This is a genomic window from Mariniphaga anaerophila (genome assembly GCF_900129025.1).
GTDB lineage: Bacteria > Bacteroidota > Bacteroidia > Bacteroidales > Prolixibacteraceae > Mariniphaga > Mariniphaga anaerophila.
In genome coordinates this window covers 1-24,429 of sequence record NZ_FQUM01000017.1, presented here as the reverse complement: position 1 = coordinate 24,429, position 24,429 = coordinate 1, and the positions used below count along the sequence as shown (strand labels likewise).

Here is a 24,429-nt window from a genome sequence, read left to right as displayed (position 1 = left end):
GCTGTTCCAGCAGATGTGTTTAACCGTTTGTAATTTCCCGAAAATATGCATTATGTAAAACGTTGTTAGTAGAACGTTTTTTTGTTCAAATCTAATTATCTTTTTCGATAATGAAATTGTAGCAAAAGTGATTGTCGATTTTTTTTATCGTTTTTAACAGAGTTTTTCATTTTCAAAAAATCTGGTAGTTTTGTTTACTTAAAATCTGCATTATTTTGAAACAGAAAATCGCCATATTCTTTTTTCTGGTATCTCTTTTTTTTCAAGGAAAAGCGCAACAATCCGATGCCGCCGATTTTCGTTGGGGAAACGGTTTTTACTACAATTTAAGCATTGGCGAAAGTATTGTTTTTAACGGGGTTGAAGTGGAGCTCGTTGATGTGAAAAATCATTACAATCAATTGCGGATAGAAAATGATACACTTTGGATGAAGGTGGCTCGTCGCTCGGTGCCGTTTTCGCTCAAAAACCTCAGAATATTTGTTGCCGACAATAGTACAGTAAGTTCCCTGTCGCCCGATTCGTTGGTGCACGGGCTTTTAACAAAAAATGCACTGGTTTGTGTCAGCGATTCCCGGATTCCGCTTTTAGATCCGAATCAATTCAGTTTCCCGGTTAGTTTTAATGATGGCTTTTTGTGGGGTGTAGAAGAGGAGAGTTATCCGTTTTCGTTTTATAAAACAGAGGGAAACGAAAAGCATCCGCGTTATTTTAATTACGAAGGGATTGGCTTTGATTTGCACAAAACCCGGGGGCAGAAAAAACACTGGCTGGTTGCTATTGAGGAGAGCCGCGTGGTGTGGGTTGAGTCAAAAGGATTGGATGAAACCGGAAATCGGGCTGCTGTACTTTTGGAGAGCGAATCTCAGCCCGGAATTTATTATTACTACAGCGGATTGTATTCCCGAAATATTGCCGTAAAAAAAGGACAAAAGTTGCTGCGTGGAGATGCAGTGGGCACTGCCTGGGGGGACGAAGTTTGGGGGCATTTCCAGTTTTCTGTCCTTAACCCAACCACCGAACCAACACTGAACGATTGTTCTCATTATGTGGTAAATTGTTTTCCGCAATTGTTTGGTTTGTATTTTCAGCAAAGCGGAATTCAGTCCCGCTCTTTTACCCGGGGAAGAATTACTTTTGGGCAGCCACGCCGGGCAAACGGGAACCAGAAAAACAACATGGCCTTCGAAAATTTTTCGGGAAAAGGATGGGTGTTGGGAAATTGGAATCCTGCCGACAAGGTGGAGTGGGTGTCAAACGATAATAATGGAAATGTCAGGTTAAAAAAAGTATTGTTTGAAGGAACTCCCGCGCAATGCGAAAATCCGGAAAACTATTTTGAATACCAGTTGACAGTGCCCATTGGAACATACCGTATACGGGCAAAGGTTGGCGACCTGTTTTTGTCCACCTCTCAAAAAATAGAATTTGAGGGAACTGCCCCGGTTGTAAAATTGTTGGAAGCCGGAGAATACGATTGGACCGGGGAGCGGATTGTTAGTGTAAAAGATGGCACGCTGAATATTCGGATTTTTGTGGAGAAGGGAAATGTAGCGGGCATAAGCGAAATCGTTTTTCAGCGAACTTATTAAAGCCGGGGTCGGAAACAGACACCTGTTATTTTGTATTGGAGAAATTAAATTGATTTAATCATGAATAAAAAATTGTTACGAAGAATAATCTGGTTGGTAGTATTGGTAGTAGTTGCAGGTGGTACCTGGTTTGTTTGGGCACGACTACCGATAATTACGGCATTTGCTTCAAAAGGAATGTGCTCGAGTGTATTTTTGGCAAATAAAAATCCAGAAAGAATTCAGGCCGAAGACCTTTCATTTTTCCCAATCAATCTGGCAAAAACAAAACTGGATTACGAAGAAAAATCGGCTACTTCAACTGTTTTTGGCCTGGCCAGGCGCAAAGCAGTTTTTAGAGAAGGGAAAGGTGCTGTTATTGTATTGAAAACGCCGGCGGAAGAACTTAAAAAGGAAAGTTTCAAAATACCCGTTCCCGGATTCAGCCCCGATACCATTGCTTGGCCTAAAGGAAATATCATGGCCGACACCATGCCGTCCGGCGTTAACTACGCAAGGCTGCATCAATTTGTTGATACCTGTTTCGATGCTCCCGAAAGTGAAGCGTTCAAAAAAACATTGGGTATTGCCGTGGTTTACAAAAATCAGTTAATTGCGGAACAATATCTCAACGGATACGATAAAAATACCATGTTTCACGGTTGGTCGATGACTAAAAGTATTACTGGTGCCTGGGCCGGAATTTTGGCAGAAAACGGTTTGCTGCGCCTGGAAGAGCCTGTAGGAATTGATGCCTGGATGAACGATGAACGGCGTAAAATCAGCGTAAAAAATGTTGTCCAGATGTCGTCGGGGCTCGACTGGTTCGAAAATTACTTTACGGTTTCTGATGCCACAGTTATGCTAATGCAAAGCGAAGACATGCTTGCCTCGGTTACTGATAACAAGCTGGCGTATTCTCCCGGTAGTTTTTGGAATTACTCTTCGGGCGATGCAAATTTGCTCTCCGGAATAATTAAAAACAGGATTAACAACGACGAAAAATACCTTGCCGGCCTGTATCAGGATTTACTCTATCCGGCGGGAATGCTCAACACAAAAGTGGAAACCGATGCCAGCGGCTTGTTTGTGGCATCTTCGTACAGCTACGGTACTGTCAGGGATTGGGCCAGGTTTGGCCTGCTGTTTTTAAACAATGGCGTTTGCAATGGCGACACGGTTCTTACAAAAGAGTGGGTCGATTTTATGAAAGCGCCTGTTGAAGCGTCAGATGGCAAGTATGCCGGAACTTTCTGGCTAAAGGAACCGCAGCCTGAAAACGATCTGGTGGATGTTCCGGGCGACGTATTTTTCGCTGATGGTTTTTTGGGGCAGCGCATTTATGTTGTTCCGTCGAAAGAACTGGTGGTTGTTCGAATGGGTTTTGGGTTAGGCAATTTTAATCTGAATAATTTTCTGCGCGAAATTATAGCTGCTCTGCCTGAGTAGTTTCGATTTTGTCTATATCATATTGTAAAATTCGATGGTTTTTAAGGAACCAGAGCCGAATTGTTTTGTTTCAACCTGTAAACGTAATTATGAAAGCATTTCTAAAAGGAAAGAGCACTGCTCTCGCTTTTACCGCTGTTGGCGCTTTAGGCGGTTTTTTGTATTGGAAGTTTGTAGGCTGTACCAGTGGTACCTGTCCTATTAAATCTGTTTGGTATTGGAGTGTGTTATGGGGCGCTGCTATGGGCTACCTGGTTGGCGACTCAATAAATGATTTTGTCGAGAAGCGTAAAAAGAAGACAGAAGAGAAGAAATGAACCAACGGTTTTTGAATATAATCAAGTCATCGAAACCGGTTGTTGTAGATTTTTATGCCGACTGGTGCGGACCGTGCAAAGCGGTCCTGCCCATTTTAAAAAAAGTAAAAGAAGAAGTTAAAGGCGTCCGGATTGTCAAAGTTGATGTGGACAGAAATCCGATAATTGCCAGTCATTTTAAAGTTCACCGCATCCCAACGCTTATCGTATTTAAAAATGGAGAACCAATCTGGACACACGAAGGCGCTTTTTGTCTTGAAAAACTAAAGTCTGTTTTGCAGGAGACAAAAGTCGAAAAGTAGATTTTTCCCCTCAATACATCCTGTCGTAGAAATTAGCCACGCATTTTTTTTATTTGCATTTTTTGTTGAACTTTTTTTTGTGAAGCATTCAAAATTGGGAGTTACCCTATTATTCTGCTTCTGGTGAAATACTATCTTTAACCCATTGTAACATCAACTTAATCAACAAAAAAATGAAATGGCTCTGTTTTTTTATCGGATTTACTTTTTTGTTCGCAGGAACAAATCCTGCAGCTTCACAAAACAAGAACGCAACTAACCTTTGTGTGGGACATTATTATACCGAAGACCAGGCAAGGGAAGTGATAAATAATCTCAAAGCGGAGTACACCACAAAAGAAGAGTGGCAAAAACGTGCTGAGGTTATAAAATCAGGAATTTTGGAAGGTGTCGGGTTGGTTCCTTTTCCGGAAAAAACGCTATTAAAACCGCGTTATTCTGACGAACGAAAATACGAAGGATACTCGGTGAAAAACGTGGCTATAGAAAGCTTGCCCGGGGTTTTTGTAACTGGCAGTTTGTACCTGCCCGAAAAGAAATCCGGGAAAGTGCCCGGAATTTTGAGTACTCACGGACACTGGCCAAAGCCCGAAGATTACGGGCGTTTTCGTGATGATGCCCAAATCAGGTGTGCTGCGCTGGCAAAAATGGGGGCAGTAGTTTTTGCATACGATATGGTGGGGTACGGAGAAATGGCAGAGTGGGGGTGGAAACACCGTCATCCGCTGGCGCTGAAACAGCAATTATGGAACAGCATTCGCGCGCTGGATTTTCTATTGTCGTTGGAAAATATTGATCCTGAACGTGTAGCAATAACCGGGGCATCGGGCGGCGCAACCCAGGCGTTTTTCCTCACCGCGGTTGACAACCGTATAAAAGTGGCAGTTCCGGTGGTGCAGGTTTCGGCACACTTTTTTGGCGGGTGCGTGTGCGAAAGCGGAATGCCGGTTCACAAAAGTGATAAACACCAGACCAATAATGTGGAAATTGCAGCGCTGGCTGCTCCGCGTCCCATGTTGCTGGTTTCAGACGGGGCCGACTGGACCAAGAATACTCCCGAAGTTGAATTCCCGCATATTCAATATATCTACGAACTGATGGGTAAAAAGGAAAGGGTTGAAAACGTGCATCTTCCCGATGAAGGACATGGCTACGAGTTTCCCAAACGAAAGGCAGTTTATCCTTTTCTGGCAAAATATCTTGATCTGGATTTGGAGGCAATAACCGACAAAAACGGAGAAATAGCAGAAGCAGGAATTGTTATTGAACCGTATGAAAAACTGAAAGCGTTTTCTGTGGCTAATCCGCGTCCCGGTTACGCGGTGTTAACAAACGACGGGGTGAAATGGTAAAACGGGCAATTTTGTGTCTTTGGCGGAATGATTGCAGTGGTTCTGTATTTGTGTAATTTTCTTTCATTTTGTTAATTTTGGCCTCCATGAACATGAAAAACATAAAACTTGTGGCTACTGATTTGGACGGAACTTTTTTAAAGAACGACCGCTCAATCAGTCAGGGAAATTTGGAGGCGCTGCAATTGCTTGGAAAAATGGATGTTGTCAGGGTGGTGGCAACCGGAAGAAACCTGCGAAAAGTGATGGAGGTGATTCCGGAAGAAGTGCCGTTCGATTACATTGTTTATTCGTCGGGAGCCGGTATTTACAATTGGAAGCAAAAGAAACACATTTATCATAAAAACATCAGTTGCGAATCATCGAATCTGCTCGCGGACTATTTCAGAAAAAGAGATTACAATTTTTATGCGTTTAATGAGGCGCCGGAAAACCATCGTTTGTGGTATCATAAAGGCGGACAGGATTGTGAGGAGTTTGAAAGGTATTTCTCATTTCATAACTCGTTTGCCGAAAAGCTGACGTCCGACAGCCGCTTCAAAAAAGGGCTTTGCCAGTTTATGCTGATTATACCAGAGGATGAGGAAAAGTACGAGAATCTGAAAAACGAAATAGAGCGTCAGTCCGACGAGATTAGGGTAATTCGTTCATCTTCTCCGGTAACAAAAGGCTACATCTGGGCTGAAGTTTTTAACCGGGAGGTTTCAAAAGGACACGGCGTAAATCACCTGTGTGGTTTACTGGGCATTAATCAAAAAGATACAATTGGTGTGGGTAATGATTATAATGACCTGGATTTGTTGCACTACACAGCTTTTTCATTTTTGGCAGAAAATGCCCCTACTGATCTGAAAAACAGGTTTGATTCTGTGCCTTCAAACGAGAACGACGCGTTTGCTGTTGCCGTGAAACCCATTTTGAATTAATTTGTTGTAATAATTGATATTCTTTGTTTACAAATCTTGATAAAATTGATATCATGAGAAATATTTTTTTAGTTGTTTTTCTTTTTGGAAGTTTACTTTTAGGAGCTCAGCAGAATTATGATTTGAGCGACCCTATTCCGGTAGACCCAAAAGTATCCAAAGGTGTTCTGGAAAATGGCATGACTTACTATGTGCGTGCCAATAGTGAGCCACAAAATCGTGCTGAACTGATGCTGGTTGTTAAGGCCGGCTCAATTGATGAAGACGATGACCAACAGGGACTGGCGCATTTTGCTGAACACATGGCTTTTAACGGAACCAAGAATTTTCCAAAAAATGAATTGATCAATTATTTCGAATCAATCGGGATGGAGTTTGGCCCGGAAATTAACGCATACACCAGTTTCGACGAAACCGTTTATATGTTGAAAGTGCCGCTCGATTCTGCACTTTACATGGATAAAGGGCTGCAGGTTTTGTACGACTGGGCCTCCCAGATTACTGATTCTGATGAGGAAATTGAAAAAGAACGTGGCGTAATTCGTGAAGAATTGCGTGGCGGACGAAACGCAAATTTTAGAATGCAGCAGAAATGGCTGCCGGTCTTTTTGCACGATTCAAAATATGCCAACCGGCTTCCCATCGGAAAGCTTGAAATTATTCAGGATGCACCGCCGGCGGCTTTGCGGCGTTTTCGTAACGACTGGTATCGCCCCGATTTAATGGCAGTTGTTGTGGTTGGCGATTTCGATCAGGAAGAAATGGTTCAGACTGTGAAACAAAAATTTTCTGAAATACCTGCGGTTACCGAAGAACGGACAAAAGAGTTTTTCGATATTCCGCCCCACAAAGAAACGCTGGTAAGCATTGTAACCGACAAAGAGGCGCAATATCCCATGGCTTTTGTGTTGTACAAACACCCGCTTGAAAAAGCCAAAAAGCTGAAAGACTACCGGGCTTCAATAATTCACAGCCTCTACAACGGGATGATTAACGAGCGGCTGGCAGAAAAAACACAGTTGGCAGAACCTCCGTTTATTATCGGGCAGTCAACTTATTCTGGAATGTTCGGGCCGGTTAATGTTTACCAGTCGGTAGCTGTTTGCCACAATGGTAAAATCGAAGAGGGCTTAAAAGCTGTTTTGCTGGAAAACGAACGGGTGAAGAAATTCGGCTTTACTGAAACGGAACTGGAAAGGCAAAAGAAAGCGTTGCTTAACACTATTGAGAAAACATATAACGAGCGCGAAAAACAGAAATCGATTCGTTACGCTCAGGAATATACCCGTAACTTTTTAATGACAGAGGAAGCTATCCCCGGCATCGAAAATGAGTACGAATATTTTAATTCGTTTATGCCCGGCATTTCGTTGGAAGAGGTAAACGCACTGGCCGACAAATGGATAACCGAGGAAAACCGTGTGGTGGTTATTAGCGCTCCCGAAATTGAAGGTGTTAATGTTCCCGGTGAAGATGAGGTATTTGCATTGCTGAATGAGGTGGAAGAAACCGAAGTGGAACCTTATGAAGATGCAGTTACCGATGTGCCGCTGATAGCAGATGAACCCTGGCCGGCGAAAGTGGTCGATGAAAAGAAGCTGGAAAATGTGGATGCCGTGGAATGGAAACTCGAAAACGGCGCAACAGTGGTTGTGAAAACAACTGATTTTAAAGATGATGAAATTTTGTTCCGTGCCTGGAGCCCCGGAGGAACTTCGCTTTATAAAGCCGAAGACGATGTGTCTGCTGATTTTGCAGCAACAATTATGTCGATGAGCGGAATCGCCGGGTTCGACAAAATTACACTCGATAAAATGCTTTCCGATAAAGTATTCAGTGTTTCTCCTTACGTTTCGCAAATAAGGGAAGGTTTCAGCGGAAGCGCTGCCGTCAAAGATATTGAGTCGCTGTTGCAGATGGTTTACCTCTATTTTACACAGCCGCGATTCGACGAAACCAGCTTTCAGGCATACATGTCGCGCATGCAGGGAATTTTGGAAAACCGGTCGGCATCTCCCGAAGCGGTTTATCAGGACTCGGTAAGTGCGATTCTGGCCAATTACAGCGAACGCGCCCGGCCAATGTCTGCCGAATTGTTAAAGGAGGCAAATTTTGCAAGAATCAGGCAAATTGCCGTAGAGCGTTTTCGTAACGCCGCAGATTTTAAATTCTTTTTTGTGGGGAATATTGATACTGCGCTGCTGAAACCGATGGTGGAAAAATACATCGGCGGAATTCCATACCTGGACGAAAAGGAAGCATGGCGGAATCTTGATATTAATCCGCCGGCAGGAGTTGTTGAGAAAATAGTTAAAAGAGGACAGGAGGATAAAAGTATTCAGCGCATCGTTTTCCACGGCGATTTTGACTATTCTTCTGAAAATGCTGTTAAAATTGATGCGGTTGGCCGCATTCTCGGAACCCGGTTGCTTGAGGTAATTCGAGAAGATAAAAGTAGTGTTTACTCAATTGGTGCACGGCCTTCAACATCGAAATATCCGGATGAAGAATACACCATTTCAATTTATTACGGCACTGCTCCAGAAAAGCTGGATGAACTGAAACAAGCTGTTTTCGACGTAATAAAAGAGTTTATGGAAAAGGGTCCAAGCACAGATGATTTAGCAAAAGCAAAAGAAAAAATGCTGCGCGAGCGCGAAATTGCTTTGCGTGAAAATAACTTCTGGATGAGTATTCTGAGTAATACCTATTTCCTGAAAGACGGTGATTTTTCAAAATTCGGTTCTTACGATGATATTGTAAACAGCCTGACCGTTGAATCGGTAAAAGCAGCGTTTAATAAATATTTCGATTTTGAAAACTATGTGAGTGTGGCTTTGGAGCCGGCAGAATAAAATGCACCTTTGCGGTTTTAAGTACCGGTTATGAAAAGTTACACGCCGTTGAATATTGCTGTCAGGGTAATAGGTTACTCTCTGTTGTTTTTTGGTATTGCTGAAGCCATTCGTTTTGATGCGGTTCATCCGATGGAAGACGGGTATTTTGGTGAAATCAGCCTTACCGAAATTTTTCAGGAACTGTTTCTGTTATCCCTGGTGGTTTTTTATTTCCTGGTTGGCACCCGGCACAAACCGGTTCAGCCGGTTGCCAATCTGGTTGCGGCGTTTCTGCTGATTGCATTTATCCGGGAACTTAGTTTTATTATTGCATGGTGGTTCTGGCCGGCATTAACAGTGCTGATTTTGGCAATATGGCTGATGTGGCGCGATTTTGGAAAATTGAAAAGCGCAACACATGAGTTTTTTGCGCAGCCTGCTTCAGTCTGGTTTTTTGCAGGGTTTCTGGTTACTTTCATTTTTAGCCGGTTGTTCGGGCGGTCGAAATTCTGGCTCGAATTGTACGACGAAAACAGTTACCGGCTGGCCAAAGCAGCCACAGAGGAAGGACTCGAATTATTGGGCGATACACTAATGCTGATTTCCGCCTTTGAGTTTTACCTGGTTTTTTGGAAACGTAAAAAGTCAGGGAGAAAATGAAAGTCTGCGGTTTTACTTTTATACGAAATGCCGGAAAGTTTGATTTTCCGGTAGTGGAAGCCATTACATCGATTTTGCCGCTTTGCGACCATTTTGTTGTGGCAGTTGGTAACTCAGATGACAATACCCGGCAGATTATTGAGAATATCAATCCGGAAAAGATTTCTGTGGTTGATACGGTTTGGGACGAAACCCTGCAAAAGGGTGGTGCTGTTTACGCTGCTGAAACCGATAAGGCTTTTGATGCAATTTCTGCAGAATACGACTGGTGTTTCTACATTCAGGGAGATGAGGCTGTGCACGAGAAATACCTGCCTGCCATTCGCAAGGCAATGAGCGATAATCTGGGTAACCCTGAAGTAGAAGGATTGCTTTTTCGTTACAAACATTTTTATGGAACGTTTGATTATGTTGCCGATTCCAGAAAATGGTACCGCAACGAAATCCGCGTCATCCGCAACGAAAAATCCATCCGGTCGTACCGCGATGCACAGGGCTTTCGCAAATCAGGACGAAAACTGAATGTGGTGCCCGTTGATGCAGAAATTTACCATTACGGCTGGGTTAGGCATCCGCGGTTTATGCAGCAGAAAATTGACGAAGTGCGTAAGTTTTACAGTGGTATTTCGGCTGATGAGGCTGAACAAAAGGCCAGTGAGCAGGAATTCAATTACAGTGGAAAATACGATGCGCTTGCAGAATTTAACGGGACACACCCGGCTGTAATGAAGCAGCGAATTGAGCGTTTAAACTGGAAGGTGGAAGTGGATCTGAAGAAAGTGCACATGAAACCCAAATATCGGTTGCTCTATTTTATTGAAAAAACGTTTGGTGTCCGGCTATTCGAATACAAAAATTATAAATTACTGAAAAAGTAATGAAGCAATTTTCTTTCGAAAATAGGTTTGTGTAAGCTGTTTGTCAGCATCCATTTTGTGTAATTCATACTATCAATAAACAGATAATTCTTGCCGTTACCGGCAAGAATTATCTGTTTATTGATTATATTTGAGTGCGTTTTTGCCGGTAATGGCAATCTATGTGAGTAAATATGGGTTATGAAATACATTTCAGTTAGTGAATACGCAAAAAAATGGGATATACCGGAAAGAACTGCCCGTAACTATTGCGCTACAGATAAAATTAAAGGTGCCTTTTTAACGGGAAAAACGTGGAATATTCCTGAAGATGCACTTTTGCCCAAAAAGGGAAAGCAAAAGAAATTCAGCAATAACTCGCTGCTCAATATATTGAAAGAGCAGAAAGACATGAAGCTAAAAGGCGGAATTTATCACCGCACACAAATTGATTTAACTTATAACTCTAACCGTATTGAGGGCAGTAAGCTCACCCACGAGCAAACGCGCTTTATGTTTGAAACGAATACAATAGGTATTGCAGATCAAAGTGTGAATGTAGATGATATAATCGAGGCTACGAATCACTTTCGGTGTGTAGATTTAATTATTGAAAGAGCAAAGTACAAACTCTCAGAATCATTTATAAAGGAGCTGCACTATATTCTGAAATCCAGTACTTCGGATAGCCGTAAAGATTGGTTCAAGGTAGGTAATTATAAAAAAATGCCGAACGAAGTTGGTGGAAACGCGACTTGTTCTCCGGAAAAGGTTCATGCCGAAATGAAGGCCTTACTTGAAAATTACAATGCAAAAGACGAAAAAACGGTAGAAGACATTATTGAATTTCACTGGAAGTTTGAGTGTATTCACCCTTTTCAGGACGGAAACGGTAGAGTGGGAAGGCTTGTTATGTTTAAAGAATGTTTAGCCAATAATATTGTTCCATTTATTATTGACGAAGAATTAAAATTGTTCTATTATCGTGGTTTACAGGAATGGGAAAGTGTAAAAGGCTATTTAATGGATACTTGCTTAACCGCTCAGGACAACTATAAAGCTATTCTGAAATATTTTGAGATAGGCTTTTAAATTTTAATGCGATACAAATATTTGAAGGAGAAAAAAAGAAAGCCGTCGTACTTTGTTTTGCAGTTGCAAACGCTGGTACGACGGCTTTTTTATCGTTTGTGAACGGAGTTATTTCCTTTGAACTTTTTCCACACAATTGGGTAAATCCAAAAGGAAAAGTTATTCTTTTATTTCGGCCATTTAATTTCCACGCCTTGTTTCTGAATGAAATTTTGGAAATCACCCCGATTTTTCGGGCTTTCCCAGACCTGTCGCGGAGAAATGTTTCTTTTTTCTGAAAACTGAACAAGCATTCCAACCACTTCGCCAATGTTCCATTCAACCGGATGCAGTCGGTAGCAACCGTTGGTGATGTGCGTGGTTCCGATGTTTTTAGCAGCAGGCAGCAGGTTTTCCATTCTTTTTGGAATGAGTGACCCCAACGGTATTTCGAAAGGCAGCGAAGGCAAATCAATGTAATTATTGCCTTCGGTAGTAGGGTGCAGGTCGAGGTAGTAAGAACCTACTCCAATGCTGTCGTTAAAACTTTCAGCCTTGGCAGATGCAGCTTCTCCTTTTACAAGTTTTCTGTTTTCCACGCCCACATGCTCTTCCAGCACGGTAAACATGGCCTCAATTCTCCGGCCTTCTCTGATGTAAGGATATTTAGCCATTCCGTTTTCGGTGCCCATAATATCGCCGCGCAAACGTATACCCGGCCAACCAGCACCGCCGTCGGGGCGTTCTACTTCTGTTTGCAGCCAGTACAGCAACGAGAGGTTGAGCTGGCGTGCGCCTTCCACATGTTTTGCGAAATCCTTTTCATTTGCATCAATCAGGTTTCCGAGCAGATAGTCGTTTTGCGGCCAGTTTACTATTGTAATATCTCCCGGATAAAAACCTTGGGTAAAGTTGTGCCGGTTGATAATTTTTCGGTAGTTCCATAAATTCAGTACACTGCCGGTTGGACCTCCTTCCGGATGAAAGCCCAGCTTTTTGGGTTCCAGCGTTGACGGCGTAGAATAGGTTAAGTCGAGCAGGCGCCCGGGCCAGGGAGGTGTTAACTTTGGAGCATAATTTTTCCAGAAATCGTATTTCTCCGGTTTGTCGATAACGTGGTTTTCTCCGGGGCGGTAATCCATGGCAAAGCAAAGCGTAAAAGCCTGTTGGTTGTCAGGGCTACCAACTTCCGGTGCATGCAGTTCCCCGGTTTGTTTTTTCGATTCGGTGCCTTTTATCCATTCGGTTCCTGTTAACGGAAGCAAATCGCCCATTTCTGTGGCATCAGCAAAATAAGGAGCCGTCAGCCAAAGTTGGTGCCCGGTTACCTTGTTGGTTACTTCGAGAGCTGTTACTTTGTTGCCATTTACTTCTGCACCGGTTGCCTTGCTGTTCAGCAAAAGGGTGAGTTTCCCGGAGCTGACGTAGGGAGCAAGCATATCGTTAAGAACGGCCAAGGCCACAGGCGGTTCCACACACAAGCGCGAAACGGCACCGTCGCCCGGGTTTAGGTTTTCGCGGGCGGCTGCTTCTTTTGTGAGCGGATAGTTGCGCCGATAGTAATTCCGAAGTGCGGTACGATAATCGCGATAGAGTTTTGTCGCTCCGTGTGTCTCAATCCAGCGGTGCTCATCAAACGGAACTCCCTGCTGCGTCATTTGTCCGCCAATCCAGTTGGTTTCTTCGGTCATAATTACCGAAAGCCCGTTGCGCAAAGCTCCCAGAGCGCAAGCACAGCCTCCTGTTCCGCCACCGGCGATTACCAAATCTGCTGTCATCTCTGCGTTTCCGATACGTTTACTTTTGGTTCTCGGCCTGGCGTTTAACGTTTCGGGAATGGTAAGAAAAGGAGCCGCGGCGACTACGCCGCCCGAGGCTCCCAGCATTTCAATAAAATTTCGTCGTTTCATTTTTAGTTGTACAAGTTTTCAAGAATTTCATTTAGCGAAAATTTCCATCCGAGCATGTTTTCTAAAACAGGGATAATTACGTGTGCCGATTTTAACTGCCCGCGGTACGAAGGATGCCAGTCTGATCCCAGATCATCTTCTTTGTTAAGCAGATCATTGGGTATGCCGACAAAAACAATGTCTGTTGTGTTCAGATTTGCCCTTGATTGTTCCACAATTTTTTTTGTGCAGGAGAAACACGGTTCGTTTGTCATCGGACCGGTTACACAAATAATTTTTGCCTGAGGAAACTCTTTTTTCAGCGTTGTCAGCAGTTTCTTTCCGGCTACGATAAAATCCTCTTCGTCAGGAAAAGGCTGAGTGCTGAAATCGTTAGTTCCCAGGTTTACAACAATGGCATCCGGGATGTAATTTTGAAGATCGTATTTTAACGTGGAATCGTTGTCCATCAAATACTCCAGGCGGGCGGGCATTGGTTTTAACCTGGTGGAGATTTTGTCTTTGTCGCCATAATTACGAATTATTCCCAACCCCGAGTGCGCAATTAAATGAAACTGAGCATCGAAAGCGCGGGCGATTATCGGGGCATACGATTTTTCGCAGTTTTCAGTGGAAGGCTTAAAATCTTCCGACTTGTTTAACCCTTCGGTTCCGTAACCACAGGTAATTGAATTTCCAATAAACAGAATTTTACGATGGGAGAGGGGAGCCGGTTTTTGCAACTGCTCTTTTTTCCCAACAAAAACGCCCGAAAACTCTGCAATTCCCATATCGCCTTCGGTTCGCTTAACAATTTTTAAATGGTGCAAGCCCTTTGACAGTTTCTCTGGGTACCACCACACTGTATCGTTAACGGCGTGTAAAACTTGTTCCGGCCTGTCGTCAACCCAAACATTGAAATAGTTTCGGTCGCCACCTTTAATTTTTATTCCAAGTTCCTTTCCGGTAAAGTCAGTGGAAACAGTTACTCCCGGCCAGTTATATTTTACCGTTTCCCCGGTTTGATGAACGCGCCCCATGTAAACAAAAACATCGTTGGTTGCCGGATAGAAATTTTTGTCAGTTTGCGCAAACGCGGTGTTCCATAAAACCGAAATAAAGAAGATTGAAACTATTCTGATAATGCTGCTGTTTTTCATAATTGTCCTTTCTGATCGATTTTTTCGAGTGTTTGCCAGCATTGGTAAAGCCCTCTTGGTACGTGGAAGCAACCTTTCCATTTTCCGCCTTTTAACGGAAGTAAAACTTCGCCACGACGATTCAGGTAGCCAAACCATTCGGGATATTCTTCGTCTTTAAAGTGTGACCACACATAATCGTGTACTTTTTTAAACCATTCCAGGCTTTTTTCAGAGCCGGTTAACTGGTATCCTTTTAGCATGGTAATAAGCGTTTCTATGTGTACCCACCAAAGTTTCTGGTCCCATTCCAGCTGTTGTACCGGATGGCCTTTCCTGTCCATAAAATAGAAAATACCGCCGAACTCTTTATCCCAGCCGTGTTCTACCATTTTTAAGGCTATTTCGTTGGCTTTTGTAACCAGCTCGGGGCGGTGTAGCCGAACGCCAAGATCCATAATAAACCACATGGCTTCGATTGAGTGTCCGGGATTCAGCACCCTTCCTTCAAATGTGTCAGAAAGTGTTTCGTCTTCGTTCAGGTTTTCTACCACCAACCCCAGTTCCGGACGGTAAAATACATCCATTACTTCGTGAATGCATGCGTCCATTGTTTCCTTCAGAAATTCTTCGTCGAGCAGGTGTTCTATTTCCAGTGCAAGGTTGCACAAAATCATGGGCAAAGCAAAGCTTTTCAGGTTTCGGGTTCCCGGGAATGCTTTGTTCCATTTGCCTTTTGGATTCCCGGTTTTTGACAGAACAATGTTGAACGTGTCGCGTGCAATTTTTGCATATTCTTCGTTTCCGGTTGCTTTGCTGAGCTGCCCAAAAGCCATGCTGGCAAATGTGTAGGAGAAAATGTTATACGGTTCAACCAGCGGTTTTCCTTCGCGTGTGAGCGAAAAGTACCAGTTGAGGTTGCCGTCGTGTCCGTACTTTTTTAGAAATTCAGCGCCCTGGATAGCAGCATCAAGCCATTCCTGCCGTTTTTCAACCTGGTTATAAAGCATGGAAAATAACCATACTTCGCGCCCTTGCAACCAGATGAATTTATCGGTGTCGAAAACATCGCCTTTACGGTCGAGGCAGGTGAAATACCCGCCAAAATCTTTATCCTGAGACTGATTCAGCCAAAACGGAATTACATTGTTAAATAGTTCTGTTTTATATTGTTCTGCTAATTTTTTAAAATTTAAAGTTTCCATTGTTCTTATATTAATTGATTCAAGTATTCTTTGTAGCGGTTATACAGATGTCCTGCCTGTAAATATGCAGATTGCGGGCTCATGAAGTGCGAAAACTCGAAAGTAATTGCCTGCTCCATTCCAACACGTTCTGCGGCTTTTAACTTCATAAGCAGTTTTTCCCATTTTATGGGAAGAAATTTTATGGGCATATCCCGGTCAAAAGTTTCGGAGTTGGTCCAGCTTCTGATTCCGTATTTGTCGGCCATTTGTTTGTTAACCAACAGAAAATCATCCAGCTCGTCGAAACTGATGTGCCCGTCCTGAAAAGCTACAATGTCGATGGCGTTTTTTATTCCGTCAAAAATTTCAGACCAGTCCTGCTCGTGTTTTTTTAGGCTGACCCCAAGGTCGCGACTGGTTTCTTTCTGGTACTGACTGATGTTTTTTATTCCATCAATGTACGGAGAAATTAACGTGGTGAGGTTTCCTGACACGGCTTTGCAATGCTCTCCGAGTCCGCGGTACATGTCAATAATTGCACCGGTTTTTCTGCTGCATTCCTGCGAAATGTACCAGCCTTTAAACGCGCTCATCTTTCCATATTTCGACCACACTTCCTCGATAACGTGCTTGTTCAGGTCACTTTCCTGCTGAAAGTCACCGTTTACCCAGTAGCGCCCCGAATCGTAGAGTCCGAAGTAAAAATCCATTTGGTGTTTCTCGCTTAGTTCCAGGAACATTTGAACCAAGTCGACAGGGGGAGTGTATGCTTTTTCTTTGCTAATTAAAACATCCGACGGATAAGTAAGCCATTTGCGATATCCGCTTCGAATTAAGATGACCGTATTGATGCCAATCTGCTTCATATACGAAAAGTCACGATCCCATTCGACCCTTCCCCAATTCTGATGAGGGATGTCGTGACTTATTTCATCTAAAAAAGTCCCTTTGATTTTCATTAAAAAAATAATTAAACAGTTGAGTTTTTTATATTTTGATTTTCGATTTTTAATTAAATACTTCCCGTTATTTCAGGTATTCTGCTGTATCCAGAATGAATACCTTCCGACTTATACGCAGGAAATGGTTGTCCGTTTCCTTTGGCGGAAAATTGTATTGCCGATTCTGTCAATGACATAATATAATCAGTTTTAAATTTTTTCATAATCTTTAATTTTATCCAGCCAGTTAAATTTTAAAATCAAAGAAGTTATTACAAAAAGTACTGCCGAAATAATCAGTCCGTTGTAGTGGCGAACTACCAGGTAAATGGGAGCAACAATCAATGTCATTTGCCACACAATTCCAACTACAACATTAAAACCATCGCGAGCCAAATCTTTGTTTTTGGTAATGTTCGGATAAATTTTCTGAGCCTTTTTATGAATCGGTCCCCACCAGCCCCACGGCCGCACATTTTTGTAAAATTCAATAAGTATTTCGTCGTCTACCGGTTTTGTGAACAAACAGCCGAGGAAACTTCCGGCAGAAGCCATCAGCAAAATGATCGGGAACAGGTAAATGTCGGGCGTATGCGGGAAAAACAGAAATTTAATTGTTGATGCCAGCAATCCGGCCAGCATTCCCCAAAAGTATCCGTAACCGTTAAACCGCCACCAAATCCATTTCAGTACATTGGCTGCCACGTATCCTCCGTAAAGCGACGAGGTTATCCACAGCGTTAGAGAGTTGATCGAATCAGAAAAGAATCCGAAAATAATTCCGACAACCACAATGGCAATGGACGAAATGTAACTGATGTGGATGTATTTTTTACTGGGAGCGTTGGGGTTGATGTATTTCTTGTAGAGGTCATTTACAATGTATGCCGGAGCCGCGTTTACAAATGCTGAAAATGTTGACATAAATGCAGCCAGCAACCCTGCCATTATTATTCCTTTTAACCCAACCGGAAGCAGGTTGTTAATTACGTAAGGCAGAATTTTTTCGAAGTCGATTTCGCCGCCACCGGCTTTCATCATCGGGGCAACCAGCACAAGCCCGAGAATTCCGAGCCCGGCAACCATGAGGTAACGCGGAGGATACAGCACCAGCGAAGTGAGCCCGCTCATTTTTGCCGCATCGCGCGGGTTTTTGGTGGAAAGCACACGCTGCATATCGTACCCCGGAACAGGCCCTGCTAAACTTGAAAAAATGCCCTTGAAAAACATCATCATTACCAGAGCGCCCAGCATTCCGAATCCGTCTTCCGCAATTTTGTCGTTCACCTGGTCGAAAATCCCCGACCAGTCGAGGCTCGTTTTCCAAGTTGGCATCATGCTAAACCAGCCGTCTGGTACAGCCGCAGTAATCTGCTCGGCAGAAACTTTATGCATGGCAAACCACGCAACGGCAATACAGGCAATCGTCATTACAAAAAATTGCATTACTTCGGTGGCAACCACACTGTACATGCCGCCTTTTATGACATAAATTGTTGTTAACGATAAAAGAATGGTTGCATAAACATATTCGGAAATAAAGTGGATGGAGCCGATTTGAAAGGATAAATCCCAAGGGAAAATAGTTACTGCAAATTTTCCGATTCCCACAAAAAAATAGGCGATGAAACCAATTGCACTGATTATGGCAAAAACAACTACAATAATGTGAGATAATTTTCCTCCTTCTTTGTCGCCAAAACGGGTTGTAATCCATTCTGCACCGGTCATTACGTTGGAACGCCGCAGCCAGATTGCCATAAATATCATAATGAAAATCTGGTTCCAGACCGGCCAAAGCCAGGGAATCCAAACGCTTTTCAGCCCGTACACAAAAAAGATGGTTACGGTCCAGGTTGTTCCCGAAATATCGAACATCCCCGATCCGTTTGACAGCCCGAGAAAATACCACTTCAGTTTATTTCCTCCCAGAAAATAGTTTTGGAGGCTCTTGCTGGCTTTTTTTGATATCCAGAACCCGATGAGAATGCTCAGTAAAATATACCCGAAGATGATAGATATGTCGATTAGGTCAAAATTCATTATTTATCTCTTTTTTATTTGATGTTTTTTCCTTTCTATCGGGGGTCTGCTTTTTACAAATTTTGTTTGTACGAATTGCCAAACCTGTCGATTACTTCAATGGTTATTTTTGCTGAAGCAGAGCGGGGTTTGGTGCGAAACATATGGTTTGATGGTCTGGCTTCAATCCACTTGTAATCCAGTTTGTCTTTGTCGGCATATGCTTTGGCAGTTTCGGGGTCGGCACCTAAGTATGCTTCCATTTCGCCCATTTTTTTGCCGTTTTCGTACCAGAAAACCTGCCACGCCGGATCCCAGTTCCAGACGTTTGCAGTAATGTATTCTTTTTGTTCCGGGTTTTCGCCAACGTCGTATGCGCGAAACTGGTAGTTTTTATCGTGTCCGGCGCTTTTAAAATACCATGTCAATTCAGAGCCGTTTGCTTCAAAAACCGCATAACCGTTTGGAGTGCCGTCTTCGGCATAAGGTCCCTGCCACCATGCTCCGCAAACCGAAGAAACATTGTGTTCGAAAATTTTTGGCGAAATAACAATGTTGGAAGAAACGTGCATGTGCCCGGAAACGATATGCGTGGTGTAAGGTTCCAGAATTTTGTACAATGCCTGCTTGTTGCTTACCGACCGGGCAATTTCTGAGTATGCAAAGTGTTTTAAATCCTCTTCGTTTAAAGCTGTGGGAATGTGCAACGCAACAACAACTGTTGTTCCGGGGGCAACAACCGACAAGTCTTTTTCGAGCCAGCTCAGTTGCTGTTCGGTAATATACCCGATGTAAAAATAATCGCGTCCGAGATAGAAAACGTCGTTCAGTACCACGTAGTGAATTTTGCCCCGGTTGAAAGAGTAATAATCGGGTCCGAAATGGTTTTGATAAACTTCGGGCGCCAGGTCGTTAGAGCGATTGTTGTAATGCAAATCGTGATTGCCCGGGCTCTGATAAAAAGGGATATTCAGAACCGAAAGCATATTTTTTGTGCTGTCGTAAAGCGACGGATTATCGCCAACAATATCTCCGCCTCCCATCCCGTGAAAAGGAACATTTTTGTACTGTTCCAGAAGCGTTTTTAAATCGTTTACCACTCCTTTTGCTGGTTCTACTTCTTTAATGTGTTTTATCTGCGGATCTGCCCAAACAACAAACCCGTGTTTTGTATCGTCAACCGGTGTACGCAGCAATTGAAAATCGATGTTTTTTGTTTTGCTTTCAGGCTGAACTTTTTGAAAAAACTGCGGAACAGAATTGTTCAACGGCACCGTGTATCCGGCCGGAGATGAGATGTAAACAAACCGGCTATCGGGATTTCCAGTCAGCGAATATTTTCCTTTACTGTCAGTAAAACAGACCGAAATGCCATCGGTAACAGTTACGCCGGCAATTCCTTGTCCGTCACAGGTTACCGTTCCTTTGTAAATAATGGGTTTTGCTTTTTTTGCCGAAGCCTCGGTCAGAAATGCGAGGCTGATGAGTAAGATGGTATAAATCAGACTTTTTTTCATTGTATAACTGTTATTGCATTGTTACTTTTTATTGGCTTCCGTTTTAAAAAAGTCGGGATCGGCTGCCATTTTAAAGCCGTCTTCCACTTCCTTCCATAAATTTTTTTGGATAACGTGAACGATGTCGAACATCATTAGGCCATCGGAAGCCTGAAAATTCATGGCGATTGAACGTGATAACTGCTGTGGATTATCGTAAAACTGGTCAACCAAAATTCCACCATAGAAAGGATGGCCGTTTAAAATTTCTTTTATTTTTTCGCAAGAGCCTTCAACGCAGTACCAGGTGCCGCGGGCAGCTTTGCTGTCGGTTTCGTTTTTAACCAGGTTGTTGTTTTGCAGGTATTCATCCATGGTTATATCGGTGTAGTAGTTGCCAACAGTAAACAGATCGAGCACCTCTGCATATCCGTAATTTTTGTATTCGGGAGTAGCCCAGTCAAAATCTTTTGAAACATCGTACTGGTTGCTGGCCCAGTTTACACCAACTTCAAAATAGGATGGGTACCAGGCTCCGGTGTATGTACCGAAAGAAATTTCGGGGTTTACTTCCTTAACCGTTTTTGCTGCCAGCGACATAAAGTTGTAAATATTCATGGCTCTCCATTCAATCCATTTTTTGAAATATTTTCCCGGGACGTAATTGCTTTTCCCGTTTTCGTCGGTTTTCCATTCATAAATGTCTTCCGGGAAATTTTGGATTTTTTCACCCAGATATTCTTCAAATTTGTGCCTGGTAAAATCAGAAAAATCAGCCATAATTCCGTCGTACCTCACACGGTCCAGAATAATTCCGTCGAGGTCAGGATATTTGGAAACGACTTCCCTGAATACATTCAGAATATGTTTTTGGAAGTCGGTATTAATGGGATTAATCATGGCCGAGTACTTTTTCTTCTGGCTCATAATGGAAACAATTCCTTCGGTTGGGGTATAAACCATGGTTGCCCACTCAGGATGATTGGCATAAACCTGTCCGCGGTCGAAATAGTTGTGCCCGCCAACAAACGTATTCATGGACGCATGAACCCTGAGTCCCAGCTCGTGGGCTTTTTTGATGAAATGCCCCAGGTAATCAAAGTCTGTGCGTTCAAAACCTTTCCATTCAGTCATCTGTGGCGCGTAATCACTTTTGTACAATACTTCTCCGGTAATCGGGCGGATATCTATAATTGCATCGGTAAAACCAATATTTTTTATTTTTTCCAGGTAATAGTCAATGGAATCGGGATAACTGAAGCGTTGGAAGTTTGCTTCAGCATCAAACCAAATCATCGATGGTTTATCGATTGACGCCGGAGTTTTTGTCTCTTCTGTTTTATGCATGCAGCCTGAGAATAGTGCAATTGAGATTAACAGTACAAATGTAGCCGAATTTTTCATCTGTTTTTAATTGTTTTCTATCTGCGGTAACAAATGAAACTTTCCATAATCATTCTCTTTTGTAGCAAAGTTATGTATGGTCGTTTCATCGCTATTAAAAGTTGAGCCTTTATTTCAACAGATGGAATTCACTCGTGAGATTTTATTGCCTTTTTTGAGTGAATTCCATTCCATTATTTTCGATATTTTCTGTTTGAAGTGAAACAAGTTTCCTTTCAGAAATTCAACTTGAAAGAGTCATCTTCGTTTCAACAACAAATTGATTTTTATTACTTAATAGCTACTTCATTAAAATAAGAAACACATTTTTTGATGTCGGGAACCGAGTTGTCCCAGTTGTATTCGTATTCAATGGAGAATACACCTTTGAAATTTTGTTTTTTCAGTTCAGATAGCATTCCTTCCATATCCAGCGAACCGGTTCCCCAGATTACATCGTGTCGTTCTGACACCCCGGGTTTTTCTCCCATGATGTCTTTATAGTGGAGCGACTTTACGCGACCTGAGATTTTCTGCAGGCATTTTACAGGGTCAAGTCCCATGCGAGCCCAGTGGCCAACATCGGCACATGCGCCAATGCGGCTGCTCAGCCCGTCAACGGCTTCCATAAACATGTCGGGATTCCAGTAGTTCGACGGCTTAGGGTGGTTGTGAATGGCCACATCAATTTTGTATTTGTTGGCCAGCTCATCCACGTATTTCAGGTGTTTGTACTCCGGTTCGCAGGTAATAATTTCAATTCCCATTGCATCGGCAAACTCAAACAACTGTTTCCACTCTGCTTCATCTTTGCAAATGATAACACCGCTGGCAATAATTTTTACATTTTTCGATTTGGCATATTTCAACACCTTTTTTTGTGTCTCTTTATCCATGCGAAAATCCATGGTACCTTCCATGTCGCCTCCCAGCTTCTGCCCGTAATACACTTCGATGTATTTCAGGCCCAGCTCATTTGTTTTATCAACGGCTTCGGTAAATGTAAATTTGTGGAACGAGTAGCTTTGTATTCCCAGTTTCCATCCCGCTTTTTCCAGCTTGTCTTTTTTTGCAAAAGCGCTGAACGAAATAATAACAGCCACCAGCAGCAGTCCTGTTTTAGTCAGAATCCTTTTTCCTGTTTCTTTTTTATTTAACATGTTTACTTTATTTTTTATACACTTTGACATAATCAACCTTGAAGGTATCCGGGGCACAGGCATTTTTTATTCCTTCGAGGGTAGCCGGAATCTCCATGCTCAGGATCATGTACTGATCAATGTGGGATAACCCTTCGTTTAATTCGTGAAATTTGAGTCCATCAATATAAAAGGCGTATTTTTCCGGAGTCCACTCCAGCGAAAATGTATGAAATCCTTCAGAAAGGCCTTCCATTGTACTTTCCTGCTGGCCTACTGATTTCTGGTTCGGACCATAAGCCCAGTGAACACAATGTGTCATCAGGTCTTTGCCCAGTCCGTTAAAGTATTCAAAAATATCAATTTCAGCACCGTAAACTGCGGGGTCTTCTCCGTTTGATATTTCCGGAGATTGCATCCAGAATGCAGCCCACGGGCCAACTCCTTTTTGCAACTGGCCGCGGCACTCAAAATACCCGTAGGTGGTGTTAAACGTTTCGTAGGTTCCAACCGCGCTTCCCATAATGCTGTCTTTTTTGATGTCGTACATCAGGTTTAAACAGCCATCGCTTACGCTTACCATCGACGGATCGTTGTACCCGATACGACGCGGGCCGGTGCCTCGTATTTTCCACTTGGTTGTATCCAGCTCTGAGCCGTCAAAGTTGTCTTCCCATACCAGTTTGTAGCCTGAAGCAGCCGGGTCGAATACTTCCTGCGAAAGGGCTGTGTTTTTGGGCGCACTTTCTGTTTTTGCTTTTTTTTCTGATACTTGACAGGAGAACAATAAACCTGTGGATAATGCCAAAATTGCAAATGTATTTTTCATGTGATTAAAATTGTTTATTTTCAATATTACGATATGAACCCCGCATCTAAATTATCAACTTTCGTCTCAAAAAATGACGCGCTCGTTGCATATTTGTTAATCCTTACTTTTAACTTAAAAAATAATTGGAAAGTGTTCTTTTTGAGTTAAAACATTTTCCTGGTTACCTGTTATTATATTGATTTTTATGTACAAACTATTACAAATAGTTCCGGCAGATTGAAGCGGACAGAAACATCAAAAGCATCTGCCCGCTTTCAAACAGCTTTGTTGCCTTTGTGATTAATCTTCAGGCATTGGGGGCAACTCCCACCCGTTGTGGTAGGTGTGTTTTATCCACTCCTCTGCCATGTCTTTTGCGTTGAACTCGGCATAGTCCCGCATGAATTTCGGGTCGCCGTCAATCACTTCAAACTTGTCGTTGGTGACTACCTTAATTTGGTCTGACGCAGAAATGTTGGTAAAACGCATGTTCTCTCCGTCCCAGTCGAGAATGCGGTTCAGTCCCTGCAGGCGAACTGCCAGCACACCCATTACTACCATTTCGTTGAATGGTCCGGCGTAGGCAAAGTTGGCACTGGTTTCAACACGACTGTCTGCCGGCTCTTTGCAGGCACGAATCCAGTCGCGTTCGTGTGCACCCGACCATGGCGTGTCCACAGAGCCCGGCACACGGCGTATCACCGGTTCCGGTTCTTTAAAGTCTTTCATTTTTGAATAGGGCAGCAATGTAGGTTTCATCCCGTAGTAGCTGGTCATTATTTTTCCTTTGGTACCCACAAACAGCAACCCGCCGCCGCTGTCTTTACCCAATATTTCGCCATCGGCAAGTTCAATGGGCCGGCGTGGCAGAAGTCCTCCGTCGTACCAGGTAACTTTTACTTCGGGCATGCCTACGTCAGGAAGGTTTTTTCTTGCAGGGAAAGTGTATTCCACGATTTCGGCATGAGGAGCACTTTCGGTATTTACCAATGTGGATGAAGCCTGTACTTTGGTCGGGTATTTCAGGTTCAGTGCCCAGAATACCGGGTCGAGCACATGGCAGGCCATGTCGCCCAGTGC

General features: G+C 43.1%; 20 protein-coding genes and 1 pseudogene. 10 read left to right on the top strand and 11 right to left on the bottom strand.

What is annotated here, in order from left to right:
* Nucleotides 1-215: 215 nt before the first annotated feature.
* The 10 genes from BUB08_RS19090 (at nt 216) to BUB08_RS19040 (ending at nt 11,363) form a co-directional block, all read left to right on the top strand.
* Nucleotides 216-1,592: a hypothetical protein gene (locus BUB08_RS19090; protein ID WP_073003525.1), complete on the top strand. Its 1,377-nt coding sequence runs from the start codon at nt 216-218 to the stop codon at nt 1,590-1,592.
* A gap of 60 nt (nt 1,593-1,652) precedes the next feature.
* On the top strand, nt 1,653-3,020 hold the full coding sequence (locus BUB08_RS19085) for a serine hydrolase domain-containing protein (protein WP_083570877.1): 1,368 nt from the start codon (nt 1,653-1,655) through the stop codon (nt 3,018-3,020).
* Between the two features lie 89 nt (nt 3,021-3,109).
* Nucleotides 3,110-3,337 (top strand): DUF6132 family protein, encoded by a 228-nt coding sequence (locus BUB08_RS19080; protein ID WP_073003524.1) that lies wholly within the window; start codon nt 3,110-3,112, stop codon nt 3,335-3,337.
* An 11-nt stretch (nt 3,338-3,348) separates the two neighbouring features.
* A complete protein-coding gene (gene trxA, locus BUB08_RS19075; RefSeq protein ID WP_217651664.1) occupies nt 3,349-3,639 on the top strand; it encodes a thioredoxin in 291 nt (96 codons plus the stop codon).
* 173 nt (nt 3,640-3,812) lie between these two features.
* On the top strand, nt 3,813-4,991 hold the full coding sequence (locus tag BUB08_RS19070) for an alpha/beta hydrolase family protein (protein ID WP_073003522.1): 1,179 nt from the start codon (nt 3,813-3,815) through the stop codon (nt 4,989-4,991).
* Between the two features lie 92 nt (nt 4,992-5,083).
* Nucleotides 5,084-5,917, top strand: a complete 834-nt coding sequence (locus BUB08_RS19065; protein ID WP_175550048.1) for an HAD-IIB family hydrolase — start codon at nt 5,084-5,086, stop codon at nt 5,915-5,917.
* Between the two features lie 53 nt (nt 5,918-5,970).
* Nucleotides 5,971-8,772 (top strand): M16 family metallopeptidase, encoded by a 2,802-nt coding sequence (locus BUB08_RS19060; RefSeq protein WP_083570876.1) that lies wholly within the window; start codon nt 5,971-5,973, stop codon nt 8,770-8,772.
* Nucleotides 8,773-8,802: 30 nt separating this feature from the next.
* Complete coding sequence (locus BUB08_RS19055; protein ID WP_073003520.1) at nt 8,803-9,414, top strand: hypothetical protein; 612 nt, start codon at nt 8,803-8,805, stop codon at nt 9,412-9,414.
* Nucleotides 9,411-10,292: a glycosyltransferase family protein gene (locus BUB08_RS19050; RefSeq protein ID WP_073003519.1), complete on the top strand. Its 882-nt coding sequence runs from the start codon at nt 9,411-9,413 to the stop codon at nt 10,290-10,292. Before BUB08_RS19055 ends, BUB08_RS19050 begins: the two co-directional genes overlap by 4 nt.
* A gap of 180 nt (nt 10,293-10,472) precedes the next feature.
* A complete protein-coding gene (locus tag BUB08_RS19040; RefSeq protein ID WP_073003517.1) occupies nt 10,473-11,363 on the top strand; it encodes a Fic family protein in 891 nt (296 codons plus the stop codon).
* Between the two features lie 167 nt (nt 11,364-11,530).
* Here the strand turns inward: BUB08_RS19040 and BUB08_RS19035 are convergent, their stop codons facing one another.
* The 11 genes and pseudogenes from BUB08_RS19035 to BUB08_RS18990 all read right to left on the bottom strand — a co-directional run.
* Nucleotides 11,531-13,252, bottom strand: a complete 1,722-nt coding sequence (locus BUB08_RS19035) for an FAD-dependent oxidoreductase (protein WP_073003516.1) — start codon at nt 13,250-13,252, stop codon at nt 11,531-11,533.
* Between the two features lie 2 nt (nt 13,253-13,254).
* Nucleotides 13,255-14,391 carry an SGNH/GDSL hydrolase family protein gene (locus tag BUB08_RS19030; RefSeq protein WP_073003540.1) on the bottom strand — a complete coding sequence of 379 codons (1,137 nt, stop codon included), beginning with the start codon at nt 14,389-14,391 and terminating at the stop codon, nt 13,255-13,257.
* A complete protein-coding gene (locus BUB08_RS19025) occupies nt 14,388-15,575 on the bottom strand; it encodes a n-acyl-d-glucosamine 2-epimerase (RefSeq protein ID WP_073003515.1) in 1,188 nt (395 codons plus the stop codon). Before BUB08_RS19025 ends, BUB08_RS19030 begins: the two co-directional genes overlap by 4 nt.
* 5 nt (nt 15,576-15,580) lie before the next feature.
* Nucleotides 15,581-16,516 carry a DUF4434 domain-containing protein gene (locus BUB08_RS19020; RefSeq protein WP_073003514.1) on the bottom strand — a complete coding sequence of 312 codons (936 nt, stop codon included), beginning with the start codon at nt 16,514-16,516 and terminating at the stop codon, nt 15,581-15,583.
* Nucleotides 16,517-16,569: 53 nt separating this feature from the next.
* Nucleotides 16,570-16,722: a hypothetical protein gene (locus tag BUB08_RS20535; protein ID WP_217651663.1), complete on the bottom strand. Its 153-nt coding sequence runs from the start codon at nt 16,720-16,722 to the stop codon at nt 16,570-16,572.
* Nucleotides 16,709-18,541, bottom strand: a complete 1,833-nt coding sequence (locus BUB08_RS19015; protein ID WP_073003513.1) for a sodium:solute symporter family protein — start codon at nt 18,539-18,541, stop codon at nt 16,709-16,711. Before BUB08_RS19015 ends, BUB08_RS20535 begins: the two co-directional genes overlap by 14 nt.
* Before the next feature lie 53 nt (nt 18,542-18,594).
* Nucleotides 18,595-20,037, bottom strand: coding sequence for a calcineurin-like phosphoesterase C-terminal domain-containing protein (locus tag BUB08_RS19010; RefSeq protein WP_073003512.1), 1,443 nt, complete (start codon nt 20,035-20,037; stop codon nt 18,595-18,597).
* Between the two features lie 21 nt (nt 20,038-20,058).
* Entirely contained in the window at nt 20,059-21,420 is a 1,362-nt protein-coding gene (locus BUB08_RS19005) for an alpha amylase family protein (RefSeq protein ID WP_073003511.1), read from the bottom strand.
* A 269-nt stretch (nt 21,421-21,689) separates the two neighbouring features.
* Complete coding sequence (locus BUB08_RS19000) at nt 21,690-22,559, bottom strand: sugar phosphate isomerase/epimerase family protein (protein WP_073003539.1); 870 nt, start codon at nt 22,557-22,559, stop codon at nt 21,690-21,692.
* Between the two features lie 7 nt (nt 22,560-22,566).
* A complete protein-coding gene (locus BUB08_RS18995) occupies nt 22,567-23,367 on the bottom strand; it encodes a glycoside hydrolase family 16 protein (protein ID WP_073003510.1) in 801 nt (266 codons plus the stop codon).
* 282 nt (nt 23,368-23,649) lie between these two features.
* Nucleotides 23,650-24,429: pseudogene (locus BUB08_RS18990) on the bottom strand (gfo/Idh/MocA family oxidoreductase); the annotation flags it as partial.

Excerpts from the sequence above, each read along its gene's own strand:
- BUB08_RS19020 (WP_073003514.1), bottom strand. The coding sequence starts at position 16,516 with ATGAAAATCAAAGGGACTTTTTTAGATGAAATAAGTCACGACATCCCT.
- BUB08_RS19035 (WP_073003516.1), bottom strand. The coding sequence starts at position 13,252 with ATGAAACGACGAAATTTTATTGAAATGCTGGGAGCCTCGGGCGGCGTA.
- BUB08_RS19030 (WP_073003540.1), bottom strand. The coding sequence starts at position 14,391 with ATGAAAAACAGCAGCATTATCAGAATAGTTTCAATCTTCTTTATTTCG.
- BUB08_RS18995 (WP_073003510.1), bottom strand. The coding sequence starts at position 23,367 with ATGAAAAATACATTTGCAATTTTGGCATTATCCACAGGTTTATTGTTC.
- BUB08_RS19015 (WP_073003513.1), bottom strand. The coding sequence starts at position 18,541 with ATGAATTTTGACCTAATCGACATATCTATCATCTTCGGGTATATTTTA.
- BUB08_RS19070 (WP_073003522.1), top strand. The coding sequence starts at position 3,813 with ATGAAATGGCTCTGTTTTTTTATCGGATTTACTTTTTTGTTCGCAGGA.
- BUB08_RS19085 (WP_083570877.1), top strand. The coding sequence starts at position 1,653 with ATGAATAAAAAATTGTTACGAAGAATAATCTGGTTGGTAGTATTGGTA.
- BUB08_RS19050 (WP_073003519.1), top strand. The coding sequence starts at position 9,411 with ATGAAAGTCTGCGGTTTTACTTTTATACGAAATGCCGGAAAGTTTGAT.
- BUB08_RS19080 (WP_073003524.1), top strand. The coding sequence starts at position 3,110 with ATGAAAGCATTTCTAAAAGGAAAGAGCACTGCTCTCGCTTTTACCGCT.
- BUB08_RS19040 (WP_073003517.1), top strand. The coding sequence starts at position 10,473 with ATGAAATACATTTCAGTTAGTGAATACGCAAAAAAATGGGATATACCG.
- BUB08_RS19055 (WP_073003520.1), top strand. The coding sequence starts at position 8,803 with ATGAAAAGTTACACGCCGTTGAATATTGCTGTCAGGGTAATAGGTTAC.
- BUB08_RS19025 (WP_073003515.1), bottom strand. The coding sequence starts at position 15,575 with ATGGAAACTTTAAATTTTAAAAAATTAGCAGAACAATATAAAACAGAA.
- BUB08_RS19065 (WP_175550048.1), top strand. The coding sequence starts at position 5,084 with ATGAAAAACATAAAACTTGTGGCTACTGATTTGGACGGAACTTTTTTA.
- BUB08_RS19005 (WP_073003511.1), bottom strand. The coding sequence starts at position 21,420 with ATGAAAAATTCGGCTACATTTGTACTGTTAATCTCAATTGCACTATTC.
- BUB08_RS19010 (WP_073003512.1), bottom strand. The coding sequence starts at position 20,037 with ATGAAAAAAAGTCTGATTTATACCATCTTACTCATCAGCCTCGCATTT.
- BUB08_RS19000 (WP_073003539.1), bottom strand. The coding sequence starts at position 22,559 with ATGTTAAATAAAAAAGAAACAGGAAAAAGGATTCTGACTAAAACAGGA.
- BUB08_RS20535 (WP_217651663.1), bottom strand. The coding sequence starts at position 16,722 with ATGAAAAAATTTAAAACTGATTATATTATGTCATTGACAGAATCGGCA.
- BUB08_RS19060 (WP_083570876.1), top strand. The coding sequence starts at position 5,971 with ATGAGAAATATTTTTTTAGTTGTTTTTCTTTTTGGAAGTTTACTTTTA.